We start from the raw sequence: 20,035 nt of genomic DNA, 5'->3' as shown, positions 1-20,035 counted from the left end.
AGTAAATAATTATATTAAAAGTTATACATTTGTCGCCCCGAATTTTTACAAAATTACTGGGTACAAGTAAATTAACTTTAATTTTATTTATGAAAAAACTCGTTTTTAGTACACTATTAGTACTACAGGCCATGTTAGTTTTCGCACAACGACCAACTGGAATTTCTGGTAAGGTCATTGATTCTAAAACCAACAAGCCGCTACAGAATGTAGTTACAACTATTGAAAACACCAATTTGACTCAGCTCACAAACGCTGAAGGGAAATTCACCATTACCGGTGTGAGTGTAGGTCGCCAATTGCTTAAAGTAAAAAGTGATGGCTACAAAGAGCAATTATTAGCTTTAGAAATCCTAGCTAATCAAGTTTTAGATTTAGGTGTTGTAGTGCTAGAGGATGATACTCAAACACAGGAACAACAATTAAACATGGTTAATTTAACTGAAAACGATCTTTCAGATGACAACAGCGGATCTGAAACAACTTCAGGCTTACTTCAAGCTTCAAGAGATGCTTTTCAACAGGCTGCTGCCTTCAATTGGGGGCAAGCTCGTTTTAACATCAGAGGTATAGATAACGAATATTCAAGTGTTCTTATCAACGGAACATTGATGAATAGAGTTTCTGATGGTAGACCACAATATGGCGACTGGGGTGGTTTAAATGACGCAACAAGAAACCAAGAATTCACAAACGGTACTGCTCCTTCTGACTATGTATTTAGTGGCGTTGCGGGTTCTCAACACATTAACACCAAAGCTTCAAATTACAGACCTGGTACAAGAATATCTTTCTTAACTACTAACACTAACTACAGCTACAGAGCAATGGCAACACACGCCTATGCTTTAGACAAAAAAGGATGGGCATTTGTCGTTTCAGGAGGAAGAAGATGGGCTGAACAAGGGTATTTTGAAGGTACAAACTACAGTGCAAATTCATTATTTGCAAGCGTAGAAAAACGTTTTAATGCAAAACACTCTCTAAATTTAACCTCATTCTATACTGAAAACAAAAGAGGTAAAAACTCTCCTAACACAGACGAAATAACTGATTTAGTAGGCTACAAATACAACTCATACTGGGGTTGGCAAGATGGCAAAAAGAGAAATTCAAGATTTAAAGATGTTCAAAACCCAATGGTAATGTTAAATCACTATTGGAAAATTACTGACAAAACGAACTTAAATACTTCAGTATCTTACCAAACTAGCCGAATTGGGAATAGCCGTTTGGACTATATGAAAGCGAACAATCCAGATCCTGTATATTACAAAGATTTACCTAGCTATTATACAACCAATCATTCAAGTGCAGGTGAGTTTTTACCAAACCCTACTGCGGCTGATTTAGCTAAAAATGCATTTATTACAAATCCACAATTAGACTGGAATGATATATATAGAGTAAATATAGAATCTCATGAAGGAAGTAAAGTAGTTCAATATGAAGATCGTAATGACGAAAACATCTTCAATGTAAACATGAATTTAGCATCGCAATTGAGTGATAATATCGCTTTTACAGCCGCTGCTAACTATTTAGACTCACGCTCTAAAAATTTCAAAAATTTATTAGACTTATTAGGCGGTAAATACTACTCTGACATTAGCACTTTTGGTTATGGCGATCCGCAACAAGCATCTGACCAAAACAACATGGGCAGAACAGTTAAAGTTGGTGATCAATATGGTTATAACTACAATTTAGACGCAAAAAAATACGATATTTTCACACAGTTTAAATTTAACTATAGTGCCGCTGATTTCTATTTAGCGCAAACGTACTCTAAATCTATTTATCAAAGAGAAGGATTATACAGAAACGGATATTACCCTAACAATTCATTCGGTAAAGGCCCTGAAATGGAATTCGAAAACTTTGGTTTCAAAGGAGGAGTTACCTTCAAATTAAGTAGCCGTCATTTGTTAGACTTAAACGGCTTGTACATGACTAAGGCACCTAATGAAAAAGACGTTTACCCTAATGCTCGTGTTAATGGAGCAACCACTACGGGTTTAACTAACGAAAAAATACAAAGTGTAGATGCTAGCTACATTATTAGAACCCCTAAATTTAAATCAAGAATCACTGCTTATTACTCGGATATTTTAAACTCTACTGATGTAAACTTCTTCTATACCGATAATGGCAATGGATTTGTTAACGAAGTGGTAACTGGAATAAACAGAAAAAATAGAGGTTTAGAAGCTGGTATCGAATACCAATTGACTTCAACAATCAAATTAACAGGTGTAGCTGCTTATGGCGAATATACTTTTACAAACAATCCTTTTGTAACTTTAAATAGCGATAATGATCCTACTAACTCACAAGGTAAATTTGGCGATAAAGGACAAGCAAATTTAACAGGTTACAGACAAGCGGGTTCTCCGCAACAAGCATATTCATTTGGTATTGAATACAGAGATCCTAAATTCTGGTGGATAGGCGTTAACGGTAATTATTTAGCTGACAATTATGTAGATATTTCTAACTTAGCAAGAACCAGTAGCTTTTACAAAGCAGACTCTATTACAAATGCTGTAACACCAATCCCATTTGATCAAAACATAGCAGATTCTTTCTTACAACAGGAAAAATTAAACCCTTTCTATTTAGTGAATTTAACTGGAGGTAAAAGTTTCCGTTTTAACAAAACAACCTTAGGTATTTTTGCTAACGTAAACAATGTGTTAGACCAAGTGTACAAAACAGGTGGTTTTGAACAATCTAGAAGCGCAACATATTATGACATTTACAGAGATCGTAAAGGTGGCGGTGTAGGTCCTTTCGGAACACGTTATTTTTATGGATACGGTAGAACCTATATGGTTAATGTTTCTTTAACTTTCTAATTTTTTGAAGTCATGAAAAACAATTTAAGAAATATTTTAGGCTTAACATTAGTGTCAAGTGCATTGATGGTGAGTTGTGTAACGGATAGCTTTAAAGATCCTGAAAACACTTGTGTTGAAACTACTTTAACAAAAAACAAAGAAGTTATTGATATCTATAATGCAGCTACTGCTACGGGTACATTGTATAACAATGATGATATCATAGAAGCTGTAGTTACATCGAGTGATGAAGGTGGTAATTTCTTCAAAACCATTTCTTTACGTTCTGTTGACAATAAAGTAGGTTTCAGCATCTCTATTGACGACTACAACTTATACACTCAAAACTACCGCCCTGGAACAAAAGTCTTAATCAAACTAAAAGGTTTATACATTATGAGACCGACGGGTGGAGCGATAGGACTTGTGTTAGGCGGTGTTCCAGGTCCCCCTCCATTTGGAACACTACAACGACTAGGTGCTACTGTATACAAAAACCATGTAATCCCTATGTGTTCAAGTATCAGTGAAGATAATTTAGTGATTAAAGTGGCTAAATTATCTGATTTAAACAACGATGCTTATTTAAATGCTTTAGTGGAAGTTGACAATGTACAATTTGAAAATGAAGGCGTACCATTCGGAAATAATCCTATTCCCGATTCTAATCCAGATATGAATCAAAACATTACAGATGGTTTTTCTAGTTTAGTGACTCGCACTAGTAAATTTTCAAATTTTGCAGGAACAGTATTACCTTCAGGGAGAGGTAAATTAAGGGCAGTACTTACAAAGTTCAACTCTACCTATCAATTAGTATTCAGAACACTAAGAGATATACAATTGGATAAACCAAGAGTAGATCTTTTCGTGCCTAAAGTAGGGAATTCATTAGTATATTCAGCGACACTCAACGAACCCTTTACGAGTTTTAATGACAATACAAATACTTTTCCAAAGTACATAAATGACGCAGATTATGGTCCACGTTATTGGTCTGTAAAATCTAATGCCGGAAATAAATACATTGAAATGACTTCATTTGCTGGAAGAAATATTCCAGGAATTCCTGCAAAAGGATTATTCATTGTACCGGTTGATTTTACCTCAGCAAATACTTTAAGTTTTAAAAAGCAAGTAGCTTTTTATAGAGGCGGAACACCATTAAAAGTGTACTATATCAAAGCTACTGATTACACTGCTGGTGCAGTAGTAGATAGAACAAAACTGGTTGACATCACTACTAGCTTTAACATCACTTATCCTGCCGAAGGAGCTAGTGATTCAGGTTTTGGTAGCGTAGGTACATACAGTTTACCTGCAGCACTTACGGGTAATGGTTTCTTTGTATTTGAATACAACGGTACAACTACACAAACATCAACTTTACAAATAGATGATATTGTGATTAACTAACAAGAATCTATTTTAAATACAACAACCGCTTCAACACAATTTTGAAGCGGTTTTTTTATGCTCTTGAAAAAGCCCATCAAACGAAATAAGGACTATTTTCATTTAATACTGTTTTAACTTTAAATTTATACCATTTGAACTTAAAAAATACTGGATTAAATAGTGATGTCATAAAATGTAGAAGTTCTCGATACGTTTTTTGCATTTCATTTCAAAAACTACTCGAACCGACGGTAATCACCAAAAATGCTATCATCGTCAGCTCGAGTACGAAGCGTATCGAGAGCTTATATAAATTTTAGTTACTTTGCAGGTGCACTCTTCTAAAAGGAAAATTCAAAGTTAAAATGGTATTACTGCAAGCAAACACAACTTTAAAACCATTAAGGAATTAAGAAAATTCAGAAACAATTTAACGAATTAAATACCTAAATGACTAGATTAAAAACAGTAATTTCAAAACTTAAATGGTATTAAATGGTATAACTTTAAAATTTCTTTTAAAAAAACAATTCTTTGCCCCCCTATAACCCCTCCTCAAGGGGACAATCCTCAAAATTATGTTATAGAACTACAAATAATGCTTTTCATAAGATATTCGACAGTTGGTAATACTGTTTTAATATTAAATTTACTGCAAGCAAAAACATCTTTAAAAACATTAAGGAATTAAGAAAATTTAGAAACGAATTAACGAATTAAATACTTAAATGACTAGATTAAAACAGTAATTTCAAAACTTAAATGGCATAAGCATTAATTCTTTTGAATATAAATTTTGAATCTTATTTTCAATACATTAACAAGAGGAAACTTTAAATATAAAAGAAAATATAAAAACCCTATCTTAAAATGGGATTTATTTCAGAAAAACAACTCAAACAGCCTATTCGCATTACACGTAACATGATATTAGGATGTATTCAAGCAAGTAGTCATCATAAATCATCTTATATAACCTATTCGAAATCTTAGATAGTTTATTTTACCTTGTCGTAGCGGTACGACGCTTCTACGCAGTTCGTTTTAGATCGTCGTAGCGGTACGATGCTTCTAGGTGGTTCGTTTTAGATCGTCGTAGCGGTACGATAGCCTCTTGGAACTCAGTTTAGATCGTCGTAGCGGTACGATAGCTTCTTGGAACTCAGTTTAGCTCGTCGTAGCGGTACGATAGCTTCTTGGAACTCAGTTTAGCTCGTTGTAGCGGTACGACAGCCTCTTGGAACTCAGTTTAGCTCGTCGTAGCGGTACGATAGCTTCTTGGAACTCAGTTTAGCTCGTCGTAGCGGTACGATAGCTTCTTGGAACTCAGTTTAGCTCGTCGTAGCGGTACGATAGCTTCTTAGAACTCAGTTTAGCTCGTCGTAGCGGTACGATAGCTTCTTGGAACTCAGTTTAGCTCGTCGTAGCGGTACGATAGCTTCTTGGAACTCAGTTTAGCTCGTCGTAGCAGTACGATAGCCTCTTGGATCTCAGTTTAGTTCGTCGTAATCATACGAAAGTATGCAAACGATTTGTTGATCGTTATTTTCGAACAAAAGAAATACAATCATAACCATAAAAAATACTTTTTCAAGCTACATTTTTCTTATTACTCTTGTTGTAAATTAATTAAATCAACAACCTCCTATTATTCAAAATATATAAACACTAAATACAAATGGTTTGCTCTAATAGCATTTTTCGTGATTTAAATAAAAAATCAAAACGGTATACAAACATGATCATCAGTTATAAAACATTATAATACTGTATTAACTTTAAATTTACTGCAAGCAAACACATCTTTAAAAACCATTAAGGAATTAAGAAAATCTAGAAATAATTTAATGAATTAAATAACTAAATTAAAACGGTAATTTCAAAACTTAAATAGTATAAGTAAATCGCAACAAGAAATACTATACCATTGCAATAGCAAGTAACAGAATAAAAGTATTTGGTTGCGGGTATAGCATAAAAAAAACCGCCTCAATACTGAGACGGTTCTTCCAAGAAAAACGAATTTATAACGAATTAATTCTTAACAATTTTTTGAGTATAATCTAAATCTGAACCTTTCAATTTCAAAATATAAATTCCTTTAGCTAAATCAGCAATATCAACATTCGCTTTAGAATCGAAATCAACAATTTCCTTAGTATAAACAGTTCTTCCGTTAACATCTACTAACTTCACATTAACTGCTCCAACATATGCAGGAACTGAAATGGTAACCTGATCAGAAGATGGAATAGGATACACCGTGGTTCTAGATCCGAAATCACCAAATTCTTCATTCGATAGAATACAATCAGCAGGCACATCAAAACCATTTACTTGGTCTTTGATACCATTGATATAATCAGTTAGTGTTTGACCCGTAGAGGAATTTGAACCAAATGCATTTGTTCCTGAATTCGCACTTAGACCTAAACCTCTACGTGCAAAAACATTCCAAATCATACATTTGTTTTGTCCACCTGTAGTCGCTTGATCGGCTGCAATAATAGCATCACGAGCTTGAGTGAAGCTAGCATTACACGGTTGCAATTTCAATCCATCAATTACTAACTGCATTACTTTATTGTTTCCGCCATTACCGTTAACAACATCTGCATCAAAACCATATTTATCAATATATTTCCATGCTAAATCCCATAACATAGTTGCCCAAACCGAACCTACAGAGTGAATATCAATTTGATCTGCATTAGTAGCATTCTTATAAGTCATTGTGTTAGTGCTTTCAAAAGTAAAAGGATTTACAGCCATATCTGTAGAATACTTATACTTACGAATACCAGGTCCGTCGATGGCTAAACCAGAAGCAAAGTTACCTATACCTCTACCCACAGTTGGACTGTCAGAAGCTTTCATAGTTAACATATATGCAAAAAAGTCAGACCATCCTTCTCCTTGTTGTTCTGAATTACGCAAGCAAGAAGTAGTTAAACGTCCACCTGCTAATCGTGTAGAAACACCATGCCCATATTCGTGCGCGATAATTCCGTTGTCGAAATCACCATCATACATAGCCACACGAGGATCCTGAATAGAAACATTTACAGGACCATTAACTAATTGCGCTGCTAATCGGTCCCCTAATTCTTTTTGAATACGCACAGCTGGTATCGTTATAGTAGCATCAGAACCAGTCATACCAGCTAAAGCACCCACAGCATTATCATAAATTACTACACCAATAGCTCCTGCATTTTGGGCATTTTTGACTTTTATAACAAATGAACAAGTTCCTCTTTTAATCAATGCGATTTTACCATTTAACGCTGCTGCATTAATAGCAGCTGTACAAGCGTCGTTAGTATCTGGAGCACCATCATCATAAAGTACTAAATCACCCGTCATACTATTAGGGAATTTAGGATAATCTACATGTCCTGCTGTAAATGAATTATCGGCCGCTAAGTATGAACCTGCTTCAACAGTATTGTTAACAATAAAGTTAGGCGCTTGTGCGCTAGTATCCCATAAATACATTTGCATTCTACTTCCAAAAGCACCATCAGCTTGCGTTGAAAAGTTAGCATTTTGGGTACCCCCTCCATCTTGCGCTTCAGCAATCACATAATCACCTTGACCAGCATCTCCGGTTTGATCGGTAGCTGTTTTCTCGCCACGACCATAATTATTTCTTTGAAAATTACCATTTTTTTCATCAAATCCATATTTATACATCACATCATGCATCATATTGTTCATGTAAAACAAGTTCGTGATAGAAGCATTAACATGATCTTCTGGTGTTAAGGTACTTCCGCCTGCATATGGAAAATCGAAAACTAGATTTGCTCCACCAGCTGCAAAAGCTCCTACGGTCGTATTATCCCCGTCTCTATCTTCATAAGCAATAACATTGTTACCTCTGGTATTTGTATACTTTAAACCTGCTGTTGCTGATGTATTTCCATCAAGTGTATTGTGCCAGCCGTAAGGAGAAGCCGTTTCATTAGCTGGAGAAACCAACAACTGACGGTTACCATGGAGTGGACTTTCAGTAGTAAACGGTACTACATTATAAGCTGAATTTTCAACTACCATCGGCTGCATCTTTAACATACGTTCTTCAAAAGAAACACCTCTTTCTGGACGTACATTTCCATGATTGTGATTACCAAAGTTACACTTAAGCGTCAAATTTTCTTTTTGTAAAATTTTACCATCCACAGCACTCACTTGATATCCGTATAAATCGTTATCTACAGGGCTATATAATTCGTAAAGCCATACCAAATCTAAAGCTCCATTGGAATTTGGCACATATACCAATTTTGAAGTAACATTAGTCTCTTCAACTTTAAAAGTCAATGTATTTGCTGTTTGACGAGATACTATTTGTTTAGCATTTGCTATCCCTAAATCTTTAGCAACAGCATCAAAAGCTGTATCAATGCTCAAAACAGCTCTTTTATTTTGTGCTGATTTATTACTTACATTTTTGATTAAATTCCCTGTACTATGAATCACTTCACCGTTTTTAACAGCTACAGTAGCTAAAGCATTCAGAATTTCAATTCCATCCTTTTGTTGACTATAATAATAGAAATCTAAACCCGCAGCTTTTGAATCACCAACACTCATCAACTTCAAATCTTGAAGATCCGTTTGATTAACTCCAAATTTCTCAGGATGCTGTTGTACATATTTTCTTACCATTTCTCCTTTTTCTTGCGAAAACGAAAACAATGAAGACAATAAAAATGCACAAAATGTAATTTTTTTCATAATATGATTGTTTTTTGGACGATGCCAAAACTAAGCAATTAATCTTTTAATAACAAAAAAACAATTACAATATAACATTTATCTCAAAAAACCATAAAAAAAACCGACTCAATCAAGTCGGCTCACTTCAAAAGTTGATTCTTTTAGCGAACAACCTTATACGTTTTCCCATCCGCTACGCCTTCAATGGTTTTAGTCAATGAAGCTACCGATTGAATCGTTCCGTCAAATGCTATACTCGCGGTTTTCGTATCAAAGTTAACCGTAGCTTTTTGCACACCTTCTAAACTGTTAAGCTTGCTTTCTATGGTTTTAGCACACCCTATAGCACAAGTCATTCCTTCAATTTTTAGATCCACTTTTTGAGCATCTGCCACAACTTCAGTTTCTTTTTTCTGCACCGTTTCAACCCCATCATTTTCAGCAACTGTAGCGGTTTCTTTTTTACAACTTACAATAGCAACCAAAGTAAGTGTTATCAAAAATATTTTTTTCATACGTTTTCAACTATTTATTTGACAAAATTATGCAAATCCTATGGGCAATTAAAAAAAATAACGGAATTTTGACATTCAATCTATTTCTATGCTCCACAAAGACAACAAATGGCTACTATTAACACTGCTCTCTTTAGTATGGGGAAGCTCCTTTATACTCATGAAAAGAGGTTTAGTAGGACTCACCCCTTTTCAAATGGGAGCTTTACGCCTGATTTTTGCTTTTAGTTTTCTAATTATTGTAGGATTTAAAGCGGTTTTCAAAATCCCTAGTTACAAATGGAAATATGTAGCTTTAACATCCCTTTTTGGAAACGGTCTACCTGTATTCTTATTTGCTTATGCGCAAACAGGTATTAAAAGTTCGGTGAGCGGTATTTTAAATTCTCTTACCCCGTTATATACTTTATTGATAGGAGCTGTTGCTTTTGGGTTAACTTTTGTCCGAAATCAAGTACTTGGTATTTTATTAGGGTTAACAGGTTGTCTTTTTCTTGTTTATTTTGGAAAAGAAGGTAATGGCGAAACCCATTATTTTCATGCTTCTTTAGTTGTAATCGCAACTTTTTGCTATGCCTTAAATGTAAACCTCATCAAGAAGTATTTACCTGATGTAAGTCCACTAGCGATTTCAACTGGTAATTTTTCAGTTATGTTTATTCCTGCTTTGATTATCTTATTCAGTAATGGTTATGGCGACGTTATGATGCAACCTGAAACTATCAAATCTACTCTATTTGTACTTATCCTTGGTATGGTAGGCACTGGTATTGCAAATATTTTATATTACCAATTGATACAAATATCTTCCCCTTTGTTTGCCTCTTCTGTAACTTATTTTATTCCTATTGTGGCTATGAGTTGGGGATTGTTAGATGGCGAAAGCTTGAATTTTATGCAAGTGATTGGCGCAGGAATTATTTTGTGTGGAGTTTATTTGGCGAGTAAAAAATAAAAAAGGTGGGAAATCCCACCTTAAATTTTTCTATATTATATACTACTCAATCGCTTTTACCACAGCTTTCTCCGCTTCTTTGCGAGAACCATCAAAACCATCAATTCCTGAAACCGTAGTGTATTTTAACACATATTTTTTACCTGGATTCAAGCGGTTATACACACTCTGACACATTAAAGTCGCTTCGTGGAACCCACAAAGAATTAACTTCAACTTACCAGGATAGGTATTCACATCACCAATAGCGTAAATTCCTTCAATATTGGTTTGATAATCCAACGCATTGTTTACTTTAATGGCATTTTTCTCGATTTCTAATCCCCAGTTAGCAATAGGCCCTAGTTTAGGTGTCAAACCAAAAAGTGGAATAAAATAATCACACACTACATTCATGCGGGCTGTACCTACTTGAATATCGACAGCAGTCACACGTTCTGAACCATTAAATCCAATCACTTCTGCTTCAGTAATCAACTTGATTTTACCTTGTTGTTTGAGTTCCTGAACTTTTTCTACTGAATCTAACGCCCCACGGAATTCATTTCTTCTATGCACTAAAGTCACTTCTGAAGCCACATTAGACAAGAATATTGTCCAATCTAAAGCCGAATCGCCTCCTCCAGAAATCACAATTTTCTTATCGCGGAATTTTTCAGGGTCTTTTACAAAATATTCCACCCCACGGTCGTCTTGTTCGTAAAATTCTAAATCTTTTAAAGCGGGTTTACGGGGTTCAAAAATTCCTAAACCACCAGCAATAGCCACCGCCTTAGCGTGATGTTCCGTACCTTTATTGGTAGTAACGATAAAGGTTCCGTCTTCTAGCTTTTCAATTTTTTCAGCTACTTCATTCAACGTAAAACCAGGTTGGAACTGTTTGATTTGTTCCATTAAATTATCAACCAAATCCCCTGCATTTACAGATGGGAATCCTGGAATGTCAAATATGGGTTTTTTAGGATACAACTCCGTCAGCTGCCCCCCTGGTTGTGGAAGTCCATCAATCAAGTGGCATTTTAATTTTAATAATCCAGCTTCAAAAACAGCAAAAAGCCCTGTAGGACCAGCTCCTATTATAAGTATATCGGTTTCAATCATAAATAGAGTGTATAAGTTTATAGGGTTATGTATCTCCTCCTATAAACGAATTATGAAATATTAATCACGCTTTCTATTTGTGGAGCATACTTCTTGATAGTGGTTTCTACTCCAGCTTTTAACGTACTAATGCTCAAATTGCAATTGGTGCAAGCACCTTCCAAACGAACTTTTACTAGCTTTTCATCTTCAATACCAATCAAAGTAATATCACCGCCATCGGAATTCAAAAACGGACGAATTTCGTCTAAAGCCTTTAATACGTTTTGTTCTAATTCTGTATTTGTCATATTTTATAGTATTCAGTACTCATTATACAGTGCTCAGTGTAGTATGTTAGCACATACTGGTTACTGAGCACTGATTACTGAGTACTATTTTTTCACAGCTGAACATCCAGCCATAGTTGTTATTTTAATCGCTTCTGTAGGTGGCAAATTGTCATTTCTTTTCACCGTTTCTTCCACTACATTACGTGCAATATCTTCAAACACTTTTTCTAAAGGAGAAGCTGTTTGTAAGGCTGCTGGACGACCATAGTCTCCTGCTTCGCGAATACTTTGCACAATAGGCACTTCTCCTAAGAAAGGTACTTGTAAATCCGCAGCTAGGTTTTTAGCCCCTTCTTTTCCAAAAATGTAATATTTGTTTTCAGGTAATTCTTCTGGAGTAAAGTATGCCATGTTTTCAATAATTCCTAAAACAGGCACATTGATACTTTCAGAAAGAAACATAGACACTCCTTTTTTAGCATCTGCCAAAGCTACGGCTTGTGGTGTACTAACCACTACAGCTCCCGTAATAGGCAACGATTGCATAATAGACAAATGAATATCACCTGTTCCAGGAGGTAAGTCAATTAACAAGAAATCCAAGTCACCCCAAGCTGCATCAAAAATCATTTGATTCAATGCTTTAGCAGCCATAGGCCCTCTCCAAATCACTGCTTGACTTGGCGCTGTAAAGAATCCGATAGAAAGCAATTTGATTTCATAACTTTCAATAGGTTTCATTTTTGATTTTCCGTCCACTTCAACCGAAACCGGTTTTGCATTTTCCACATCAAACATGATAGGCATAGAAGGTCCATAAATATCGGCATCTAACACCCCAACTTTGAAGCCCATTTTTCCTAAGGTCACGGCCAAGTTAGCCGTTACGGTCGATTTACCTACGCCTCCTTTACCTGAAGCTACGGCAATGATATTAGAAATACCTGGAATGGTTTTTCCTTTAATTTCATTTTTCTCGGGTACCTCAACCTTGATATTTACTTTTACTGTGATATCCGCAGAAAAGGTTTCGTGAATTAATTTACGAATATCGTCTTCCGCGCGTTTTTTAATATGCATGGCTGGTGTAGTTAATACTAAATCTACCACAACTTCATCGCCAAAAGTGATAACGTTAGTCACCGCTCCACTTTCAACCATATTTTTTCCTTCACCTGCAATAGAAATAGCTTCTAGAGCTTTCAAGATTTCTTTTCTATCTAATTTCATATCTGTGTATCCTTTGGGGATAATATTTATTTAAACTGATTTTAGATTGCAAAGATAATGAGAAGTTTAGGAGTTTAAAAGTTTAGGAGTTTAAAAGTTTGAGCAAGAAACTGGCAGAAACGCATCTTTAAAAATAAATTTCACAAAACGGGGTAACAATTTTTAATCTCTGTGGATATAGCTATATAAAACAGATTGAAAAAGGTACTCCAAAAAAATAATTTAAAAAAATTAAAAATAAGGGTAACAAAAACAAAATCAAGTTGATATAGTAATATAAAACAAAAAGGAGAACGCTGAAAATCCTAAAACAGAGTAAGCCAAATAAAAAACATTTACATCATGAAAACTTTAAAAACTTTAGCAGTGGTAGCGTTAGTAAGCTTAACAATGAGTTGTCAAAAAGACGAATTACCAACAACATCAGAGGGCGTAAACATTGAAACCCCAAGATTGAACTTATTTAGTGTATATGTAATGGATGCAAGATTTAGTCGTACAACTTGCTGGACAGGACCTGGTGTTTGTTTCAAAGACGGTTTTGGAAATGTTTGGGACTACAACTTTTTTGACAATAAAATCAATAATCCAGATGTTGGTCCTATCGGAGTGACTTTATCAGGTGAAAATTTAAACTTAGGTTTTTACAGAAGTTTGGAAGAAAAAGAATTTATTTTAGAAAGCGATGTAGTGTTAACGTCAAGTTTAGCTAACGCCTTAGGTAAAAAGAGAATCATTATGAAGGCAGGAGCCTATCCGTTAAGCCACACCCGATTAAGAAATGGAGAAGCATCGGTAAAAATCATATCAGAATAAACTTCTTATTCGTATAGAAAAAAATCTACCTTACGTGTAGATTTTTTTTTTGCGTGAAACAATTTGGTAACAGTGCCCTAACCTTTAAACAACAGAAAAAAACTTGATTTGATAAAACTAAAAACATTGAAAAAGAGAAAATTAGATTTAGTCGTACTTTCCGATGTACATTTAGGCACTTACGGATGTCATGCCAAAGAGCTAGTTCAGTATTTATCGAGCATTAAGCCCAAAGTTTTAGTACTCAATGGTGATATTATAGACATCTGGCAATTCAGAAAATCGTATTTCCCTGCAACACACCTCAAAGTCCTAAAGAAAATTATTTCACTTTCTACCAAGGGCACTCAAGTGTATTATATTACTGGAAATCATGACGAGTTTTTAAGAAAATTTAGTGATGTCCACATTGGCAATTTTTCGCTAGTGGATAAACTGGTTTTGGAATTAGACGGCAAAAAAGCATGGCTGTTTCATGGCGATGTTTTTGATGCTTCCATCACTCATACCAAATGGCTTGCAAAACTGGGCGGTTGGGGTTATGACTTACTGATTCTAATTAACCGCTTGATAAATTTTGTTTTAGTCAAAATGGGAAAAGAACCGTATTCCTTGTCCAAGAAAATTAAAAACAGTGTCAAGAAAGCGGTGAAATTCATAGCTGACTATGAAAAAGTGTGTACCGAATTAGCCATCGAAAAGAAATTTGATTATGTGATATGTGGTCATATTCACGAACCCAAAATCGAAGAAATAACTACGTCCAAAGGAAAAACATTGTATTTGAATTCTGGCGATTGGATTGAAAACCTAACCGCATTGGAATATCATAATAAGAAATGGAAATTGTATAACCACAAAGTAGAAGGGCGCTATATTGCAGAGGAAGACGATAAAACGTTTTTTGAATACGAAGAAAAATTAACCGAACAATTTGTGGAGTTTATAAAATAATAAAATCAAATAATTGAACTTATACTGATTTCACTTTTCTATTCTCAAAAATATTCACCATCAAAACCGTCCCTATTTTAGAAGCACGGTTTTTTAATACTATTGCATTATCTCCTTCAAAATGTTCGTCTATGGTTTGCAACCAATAATTCAACCAAATCCCGAATAGAGTAGGTGAAACTGTACCCTTAAATTTCTCATCAACGGCTATATGTGCCAATATCGGATTCCCGGAATAGTTACGTGTTCCAAAAAGGGTGCTCTCCCAAAAATTAACTAATTTCTCCAAGTGTTCTTCCCAATCGGAAATTACTTGATTAAAAAAAGGACCTATTTCTAAGTCCTGACGGATTTTTATGTAAAAGGAATGAACCAATAGCTCAACATCATTTCTGCTATCTATATCTCTTTTGCTCATATCAAATCACCGCTGTATTAAGGATAATAAAAAATGTACTAGAAACTACGCTACTTATAATTAAGTTAAACACTAATTTAGCCTTCTGTTGTGATAAAATAGACCCATTTACAGCCATACAAATCATAACTACTATAGCCAATTGAAACATTTGACCAACTGAAGTACCATTTTTAAGGATATACATTGCAGCTACTGAACCCAAACAACTTTGCCCTAAAATAGCAAGGGTAGCAAAACCTAAATATTTTTCTTTAAAACCTTCAAACATTTGTGAATATAAGCTCATAACTATCTGTTTTTAAATTAACAAGACAAAATTAAAGAGCCATAGCACCTTGGTTTTATGATTCAAATCATATTTGGAAAAATATTTTGCGGTCAATGATTTTTATTTCACCTTCCTTTTCTAGTTTTTTAACCGATTTGATTACGGTTTCAACACGTAAACCTGTTAAATCAGCTATTTGTTGACGGGTTAAATCTATTTTATAACCTTGTATTTCTTTAGGAGCATTCAAATACGTCACATAATAGTTTATCAGTTTTAAAATCCGATGTTCGGGATTTTCAAAAGCAATTTCAACCGCCATGACCGATTTATAATGGAGTCGTTTGGAAAGATTTTCAATCAAATTGATAGCAACTTCAGGGTGTTCATTTAAAAGAATCATGAGTTGTTCTTTGGGTAAACAATATATTGCAACGTCAGTTAAAGCGACTGCATCCGCTGGATAATTTCTGCCGACAAAAAGAGGTGGCTCACCAAAAGTTTGACTTGCACCAAAAATCCCTTGGACAAATTCTTTTCCATCTTCATTCAAATTCATCATTTTTACTTCTCCCTTATGAATTTGGAAGAAAAAACGTGGCACGGTATCTTCTTTTACAATAGTTTCTCCTTTTGGAAAATGAACCAATTGGGCATTATACTTTATAAATAGATTTTCTGGAATCATAAGTTTAAATAAAAGCCTTACTTTTACATCGCTAAAATTAACTAAAATGTCCGTAACGATTTACGAATCCATCAGTAATGCAAGAAAGTTAAAGCAAAAACTATTAGCGGTTTTGATAGACCCCGATAAAATCGAACTTTCTGAAGTTAGCCTTTTAGCTGAAAAAATAAATCAATCATCTGCAACACACATCTTTGTAGGCGGAAGTATCGTTCAGAATTTCATTATTGATGAGTTGATTTTAATATTGAAAAAAGAATCTAATCTTCCCATTTTAATCTTCCCAGGTCATCCCTCACAAATTTCGCAAGAAGCAAACGGCTTGTTATTTTTAAGTTTATTATCGGGAAGGAATCCTGACTATTTAATTGAACATCACATCAATTCTATCGACCTTTTAAAAGATTCTAATTTAGAAATTATTCCAACAGGTTATATCTTAATTGATGGTGGAAAAGAAACGGCTGTACAACGTGTAAGCCAAACCTTACCTATTGCTAGTACCGCTATTGAATTGGCTTATAAAACAGCTAAAGCAGGAGAATATCTTGGTAAGAAATTAATTTATCTAGAAGCTGGAAGTGGTGCACTCAACCCAGTTCCTGTGGAAATGATTAAGGCGGTTGCCAGTCAAATCAACATCCCATTAATTGTTGGTGGTGGTATTCGTTCCAGAGAAGCTATTGAAAATGCTTACGCCTCTGGAGCCGACCTAGTGGTTATTGGTACCGCTTTTGAAAATGATATCAATTTTTTTAATTAAATTATGTTAGACCAAATATTTGCTCAATATCAAAATGTGCCTACTTGGCAAATCATCATGGAAACCATAGCTTTTGTGTTTGGTATTCTTAGTGTTTGGTATGCCAAAAAAGAAAGTTTCTTAGTATTCCCAACAGGTATTGTTGCTACTGCTATTACAGTTTATGTCATGTACAAAGCACAATATTTAGCCGATATGAGTATTAATATTTATTATACTCTTATGAGCATTTATGGTTGGTACAAATGGACAAATTTCACCGCTACTACAGAAGATGATTTACATATTAGCAGAACGAACACTAAAGAGAAAATTATTGGTACACTCATGTTTTTTCTTACAGGAATTGTTTGTATTGTGATTTACAAAGCCTTTGATGTACAGATTCAAAGCAATAACTGGATAGATATTTTCACCACTTGTATCTTTTTCACTGCTATGTGGTTTATGGCATTAAAGAAAATTGAGAATTGGATACTTTGGATTATTGGCGATTTTCTTATAGTTCCTATTCTTTGGTCACGAGAACTTTATATCTTTGCACTCCAATATGTCATTTTCACAATTTTAGCCATATTGGCCTATGCAGAATGGAAGAAAATCTTAGACAAACACACACTAACATCCTAAGAATAACTACTTACGGACCTGAAAGTACTGGCAAGACTACCTTAGCACGTGATTTAGCAACGCACTTTAACACGACTTGGATTGTTGAATTTGCAAGAGATTTTTTAATCGAAATTCTAGACAAGGAAGGTCGTATATGCGAGGAAAAAGATTTACTACCTATTGCAATTGGTCAAGTTGCCATTGAAAATGATGCCCTAAATCGTGCTCATAAATACCTTTTTTGCGATACTAATGCTTTGGTTACAAAAGTATATTCTGATATTTACTACAACCAATGTTCATCTGAATTATTAGAAGCTGCAGAAAAACATCATTACGATTTGTATTTTTTAACAGACAAAGACATCCCTTGGGAAGATGATGGACTTAGAGATAGTGCAGAATATAGAGATTCTGCATTCGAAACATTCAAAAAAAACTTAATTGATTTCAATAAACCATTCATTCAAATAAGCGGAAATAAACAAGAACGCTTAGAGAAAGCAATTACTATTGTAACCGACCTTGAAAAAGCATTAAACGCAGGTTTAACCAGCCATGAGTTTGTAGCATTATACCATCAAAAAAAAAACATTGATTTAGTCATAAAACAGATTGAATCCTTAAAAAAAGGCATAAAAAAAACTCAACTAGAAGCACCTGCAACAATTAATAACGGGATTAATACTTTTAGTTCAGATGAAATGCTACGATTTTCTGATTATTTTGAGCAGGAATCGCAATCTAAAATATTAGAAAAATTTGTACCTGCGTCAGGTGCTGCAACAAGAATGTTTAAATTTTTGAGCGAATTTCTAGTACAATACAATCCTGAAAAAGAAAGTATCAACGCATACATCAACAGAACAGAAAATCATACACTAGAAACTTTTATTGTAGGTATGACTAAGTTTCCGTTTTACACTGAAGTAGTTAATTATTTAAAAAAATCGAATCCAAATTACAAAGACTACTCGATTAACAAGAAACAATATCTTTTCATCAAAACGATACTTACCGATGAAGTCTTTAATTTTTTAAACAAGCCGAAAGCAGTATTACCTTTTCACAAATATCCAGAAGCCATCTTAACGCCCATAGGGGAACATTTCAAAGAATCACAGGCTTATGCGAGTAACGGAAAAGGCAACATCCATTTCACCATTACTGAGGCACATTTAAACTTGTTTGAAGAACAAATAAATAAGCAACCTAAACAGTATAAAGAAATTTCTGAAATCAGTTATTCCTATCAAGATCCATCTACCGATTCAATTGCTATAAACGAAAAAGGTGAGCTTCTAAAAGATGAGAACGACCAATTTATATTTCGCCCAGGAGGTCATGGAGCCTTACTCTACAACCTTAATTTAAGGGATGCGGATATCATTTACATCAAAAACATAGACAACGTCAGTCATAATTCAATCAACGAAATAGCCTTTTACAAAAAATCGCTAGCAGGTTACTTACTTGAAATTCAAAACAAAGTATTTAGTCATCTAAATGCGCTAGAACAAGCCACCGATAAATCAGCTCTCATTAAATCAACCAAAAATTTTATAGAAAATAAACTTTCTGTAAAAATAAATACTGATTTTGAAGACTTCAAAGAAGAAAGTCAAATTAAAATCTTACATCAGTTTTTAAACCGTCCCATTCGCGTTTGTGGTATGGTAAAAAACGAGAACGAACCTGGCGGAGGTCCTTTTTGGGTAAAAGATAAGAAAGGAAACCTTAATCTTCAAATTGTAGAATCGGCTCAAGTGGACATTCAGAATGAATATCAGAAAACTATTTTTTCAGAAGCTACTCATTTTAATCCAGTCGACTTAGTATGTGCAATTAAGAATTACAAAGGTGAAAAATTTGATTTACTGAATTACACCGATCCTGAAACCGGATTTGTTGTAGAAAAAAGTAAAAATGGACAAACTTACAAGTCCTATGAATTACCTGGTTTATGGAACGGTAGTATGGCAAATTGGATTACACTGTTTGTGGAAGTCCCATTACAAACTTTTAATCCCGTAAAAACAGTTAATGACTTATTAAAACCAGCGCATCAACCTCATGAATAAGCAAATATTGCAATCTGAGTTACAATTCAAAGCAGTACGTAGTGGTGGTGCAGGCGGGCAACATGTCAATAAAGTGTCTAGTAAAGTTGTTTTGCGATTTTCCATACAAGACTCAACAGGATTGAATGACATTGAAAAAACAATTCTTAAAGATAAACTCGCTTCAAGGTTAAGCAAAGAAGGCTTATTGACCCTACATGCTGAGGACGACAGAAGTCAGTTTAAAAACAAAGCAATAGTTACACAACGATTTTTTGAACTATTGGAAAAGGCACTTATCCAACCCAAAATTCGCAAAAAAACAAAAACTCCTAAAAGCGCCATCGAAAAACGCTTAAAGGAGAAAAAAATATATGCTGAAATTAAGAAAATCCGTAGAAAGTTAGATTTTTAAAA

General features: G+C 34.5%; 18 protein-coding genes. 10 read left to right on the top strand and 8 right to left on the bottom strand.

The window, feature by feature from the left end; translation table 11 throughout:
- The first annotated feature begins 89 nt into the window (after nt 1–89).
- From ACQY29_RS05095 to ACQY29_RS05085, 3 genes are all read left to right on the top strand, one after another.
- The gene (locus tag ACQY29_RS05095; protein ID WP_428224166.1) at nt 90–2,858 is read left to right on the top strand and encodes a carboxypeptidase-like regulatory domain-containing protein; all 2,769 of its coding nucleotides are present in this window, start codon (nt 90–92) and stop codon (nt 2,856–2,858) included.
- A gap of 12 nt (nt 2,859–2,870) precedes the next feature.
- Nucleotides 2,871–4,256 carry a DUF5689 domain-containing protein gene (locus tag ACQY29_RS05090; protein WP_428224165.1) on the top strand — a complete coding sequence of 462 codons (1,386 nt, stop codon included), beginning with the start codon at nt 2,871–2,873 and terminating at the stop codon, nt 4,254–4,256.
- A gap of 852 nt (nt 4,257–5,108) precedes the next feature.
- A complete protein-coding gene (locus tag ACQY29_RS05085; protein ID WP_428224164.1) occupies nt 5,109–5,231 on the top strand; it encodes a hypothetical protein in 123 nt (40 codons plus the stop codon).
- A 1,041-nt stretch (nt 5,232–6,272) separates the two neighbouring features.
- On the opposite strand, the gene ACQY29_RS05080 is transcribed toward ACQY29_RS05085, so the two are convergent.
- Together ACQY29_RS05080 and ACQY29_RS05075 are read right to left on the bottom strand one after the other, a co-directional pair.
- The gene (locus ACQY29_RS05080; RefSeq protein ID WP_428224163.1) at nt 6,273–8,981 is read right to left on the bottom strand and encodes a T9SS-dependent M36 family metallopeptidase; all 2,709 of its coding nucleotides are present in this window, start codon (nt 8,979–8,981) and stop codon (nt 6,273–6,275) included.
- 143 nt (nt 8,982–9,124) lie between these two features.
- Nucleotides 9,125–9,478, bottom strand: coding sequence for a cation transporter (locus ACQY29_RS05075; protein WP_428224162.1), 354 nt, complete (start codon nt 9,476–9,478; stop codon nt 9,125–9,127).
- An 88-nt stretch (nt 9,479–9,566) separates the two neighbouring features.
- Here ACQY29_RS05075 and ACQY29_RS05070 point away from each other — a divergent pair, with 88 nt between their 5' ends.
- Nucleotides 9,567–10,433 carry a DMT family transporter gene (locus tag ACQY29_RS05070; RefSeq protein WP_428224161.1) on the top strand — a complete coding sequence of 289 codons (867 nt, stop codon included), beginning with the start codon at nt 9,567–9,569 and terminating at the stop codon, nt 10,431–10,433.
- Nucleotides 10,434–10,475: 42 nt separating this feature from the next.
- On the opposite strand, the gene ACQY29_RS05065 is transcribed toward ACQY29_RS05070, so the two are convergent.
- From ACQY29_RS05065 to ACQY29_RS05055, 3 genes are all read right to left on the bottom strand, one after another.
- Nucleotides 10,476–11,534, bottom strand: a complete 1,059-nt coding sequence (locus tag ACQY29_RS05065) for an NAD(P)/FAD-dependent oxidoreductase (RefSeq protein ID WP_428224160.1) — start codon at nt 11,532–11,534, stop codon at nt 10,476–10,478.
- Between the two features lie 50 nt (nt 11,535–11,584).
- Entirely contained in the window at nt 11,585–11,824 is a 240-nt protein-coding gene (locus tag ACQY29_RS05060) for a NifU family protein (protein WP_428224159.1), read from the bottom strand.
- 84 nt (nt 11,825–11,908) lie between these two features.
- Entirely contained in the window at nt 11,909–13,036 is a 1,128-nt protein-coding gene (locus tag ACQY29_RS05055) for a P-loop NTPase (protein ID WP_428224158.1), read from the bottom strand.
- 342 nt (nt 13,037–13,378) lie between these two features.
- On the opposite strand from ACQY29_RS05055, the gene ACQY29_RS05050 reads away from it, so the two are divergent.
- Together ACQY29_RS05050 and ACQY29_RS05045 are read left to right on the top strand one after the other, a co-directional pair.
- Complete coding sequence (locus tag ACQY29_RS05050) at nt 13,379–13,852, top strand: hypothetical protein (RefSeq protein WP_428224157.1); 474 nt, start codon at nt 13,379–13,381, stop codon at nt 13,850–13,852.
- 126 nt (nt 13,853–13,978) lie between these two features.
- Nucleotides 13,979–14,806 (top strand): UDP-2,3-diacylglucosamine diphosphatase, encoded by an 828-nt coding sequence (locus tag ACQY29_RS05045; protein ID WP_428224156.1) that lies wholly within the window; start codon nt 13,979–13,981, stop codon nt 14,804–14,806.
- 19 nt (nt 14,807–14,825) lie between these two features.
- Here the strand turns inward: ACQY29_RS05045 and ACQY29_RS05040 are convergent, their stop codons facing one another.
- From ACQY29_RS05040 to ACQY29_RS05030, 3 genes are all read right to left on the bottom strand, one after another.
- Nucleotides 14,826–15,224 carry a group III truncated hemoglobin gene (locus tag ACQY29_RS05040; RefSeq protein WP_428224155.1) on the bottom strand — a complete coding sequence of 133 codons (399 nt, stop codon included), beginning with the start codon at nt 15,222–15,224 and terminating at the stop codon, nt 14,826–14,828.
- A 1-nt stretch (nt 15,225) separates the two neighbouring features.
- Nucleotides 15,226–15,513: a hypothetical protein gene (locus tag ACQY29_RS05035; protein ID WP_428224154.1), complete on the bottom strand. Its 288-nt coding sequence runs from the start codon at nt 15,511–15,513 to the stop codon at nt 15,226–15,228.
- A gap of 67 nt (nt 15,514–15,580) precedes the next feature.
- Nucleotides 15,581–16,183 carry a Crp/Fnr family transcriptional regulator gene (locus ACQY29_RS05030; RefSeq protein ID WP_428224153.1) on the bottom strand — a complete coding sequence of 201 codons (603 nt, stop codon included), beginning with the start codon at nt 16,181–16,183 and terminating at the stop codon, nt 15,581–15,583.
- 46 nt (nt 16,184–16,229) lie between these two features.
- Here ACQY29_RS05030 and ACQY29_RS05025 point away from each other — a divergent pair, with 46 nt between their 5' ends.
- Genes ACQY29_RS05025 through arfB form a run of 4 tightly spaced genes read left to right on the top strand, consistent with a single transcriptional unit; the run spans nt 16,230 to nt 20,033 of the window.
- Nucleotides 16,230–16,946 (top strand): geranylgeranylglyceryl/heptaprenylglyceryl phosphate synthase, encoded by a 717-nt coding sequence (locus ACQY29_RS05025; RefSeq protein WP_428224152.1) that lies wholly within the window; start codon nt 16,230–16,232, stop codon nt 16,944–16,946.
- A gap of 3 nt (nt 16,947–16,949) precedes the next feature.
- Nucleotides 16,950–17,576 carry a nicotinamide riboside transporter PnuC gene (gene pnuC / locus ACQY29_RS05020; RefSeq protein WP_428224151.1) on the top strand — a complete coding sequence of 209 codons (627 nt, stop codon included), beginning with the start codon at nt 16,950–16,952 and terminating at the stop codon, nt 17,574–17,576.
- Nucleotides 17,537–19,639: a DUF4301 family protein gene (locus ACQY29_RS05015; RefSeq protein ID WP_428224150.1), complete on the top strand. Its 2,103-nt coding sequence runs from the start codon at nt 17,537–17,539 to the stop codon at nt 19,637–19,639. The genes pnuC and ACQY29_RS05015 overlap by 40 nt, the downstream gene beginning before the upstream one ends.
- Entirely contained in the window at nt 19,632–20,033 is a 402-nt protein-coding gene (arfB, locus tag ACQY29_RS05010; RefSeq protein ID WP_428224149.1) for an alternative ribosome rescue aminoacyl-tRNA hydrolase ArfB, read from the top strand. Before ACQY29_RS05015 ends, arfB begins: the two co-directional genes overlap by 8 nt.
- Nucleotides 20,034–20,035: the final 2 nt, after the last annotated feature.

Origin of the sequence: Flavobacterium sp. (genome assembly GCF_965262375.1) — a bacterium.
Taxonomy (GTDB): domain Bacteria; phylum Bacteroidota; class Bacteroidia; order Flavobacteriales; family Flavobacteriaceae; genus Flavobacterium.
Note: the sequence above shows the minus strand (reverse complement) of the source record. Positions and strands in the feature narration are given on the sequence as shown.

Bases quoted from the DNA above. Each gene is read 5' to 3' on its own strand.
- ACQY29_RS05095 (WP_428224166.1), top strand. From the start codon at position 90: ATGAAAAAACTCGTTTTTAGTACACTATTAGTACTACAGGCCATGTTA.
- ACQY29_RS05090 (WP_428224165.1), top strand. From the start codon at position 2,871: ATGAAAAACAATTTAAGAAATATTTTAGGCTTAACATTAGTGTCAAGT.
- ACQY29_RS05085 (WP_428224164.1), top strand. From the start codon at position 5,109: ATGGGATTTATTTCAGAAAAACAACTCAAACAGCCTATTCGCATTACA.
- ACQY29_RS05080 (WP_428224163.1), bottom strand. From the start codon at position 8,981: ATGAAAAAAATTACATTTTGTGCATTTTTATTGTCTTCATTGTTTTCG.
- ACQY29_RS05075 (WP_428224162.1), bottom strand. From the start codon at position 9,478: ATGAAAAAAATATTTTTGATAACACTTACTTTGGTTGCTATTGTAAGT.
- ACQY29_RS05070 (WP_428224161.1), top strand. From the start codon at position 9,567: ATGCTCCACAAAGACAACAAATGGCTACTATTAACACTGCTCTCTTTA.
- ACQY29_RS05065 (WP_428224160.1), bottom strand. From the start codon at position 11,534: ATGATTGAAACCGATATACTTATAATAGGAGCTGGTCCTACAGGGCTT.
- ACQY29_RS05060 (WP_428224159.1), bottom strand. From the start codon at position 11,824: ATGACAAATACAGAATTAGAACAAAACGTATTAAAGGCTTTAGACGAA.
- ACQY29_RS05055 (WP_428224158.1), bottom strand. From the start codon at position 13,036: ATGAAATTAGATAGAAAAGAAATCTTGAAAGCTCTAGAAGCTATTTCT.
- ACQY29_RS05050 (WP_428224157.1), top strand. From the start codon at position 13,379: ATGAAAACTTTAAAAACTTTAGCAGTGGTAGCGTTAGTAAGCTTAACA.
- ACQY29_RS05040 (WP_428224155.1), bottom strand. From the start codon at position 15,224: ATGAGCAAAAGAGATATAGATAGCAGAAATGATGTTGAGCTATTGGTT.
- ACQY29_RS05035 (WP_428224154.1), bottom strand. From the start codon at position 15,513: ATGAGCTTATATTCACAAATGTTTGAAGGTTTTAAAGAAAAATATTTA.
- ACQY29_RS05030 (WP_428224153.1), bottom strand. From the start codon at position 16,183: ATGATTCCAGAAAATCTATTTATAAAGTATAATGCCCAATTGGTTCAT.
- ACQY29_RS05025 (WP_428224152.1), top strand. From the start codon at position 16,230: ATGTCCGTAACGATTTACGAATCCATCAGTAATGCAAGAAAGTTAAAG.
- pnuC (WP_428224151.1), top strand. From the start codon at position 16,950: ATGTTAGACCAAATATTTGCTCAATATCAAAATGTGCCTACTTGGCAA.
- ACQY29_RS05015 (WP_428224150.1), top strand. From the start codon at position 17,537: ATGGAAGAAAATCTTAGACAAACACACACTAACATCCTAAGAATAACT.
- arfB (WP_428224149.1), top strand. From the start codon at position 19,632: ATGAATAAGCAAATATTGCAATCTGAGTTACAATTCAAAGCAGTACGT.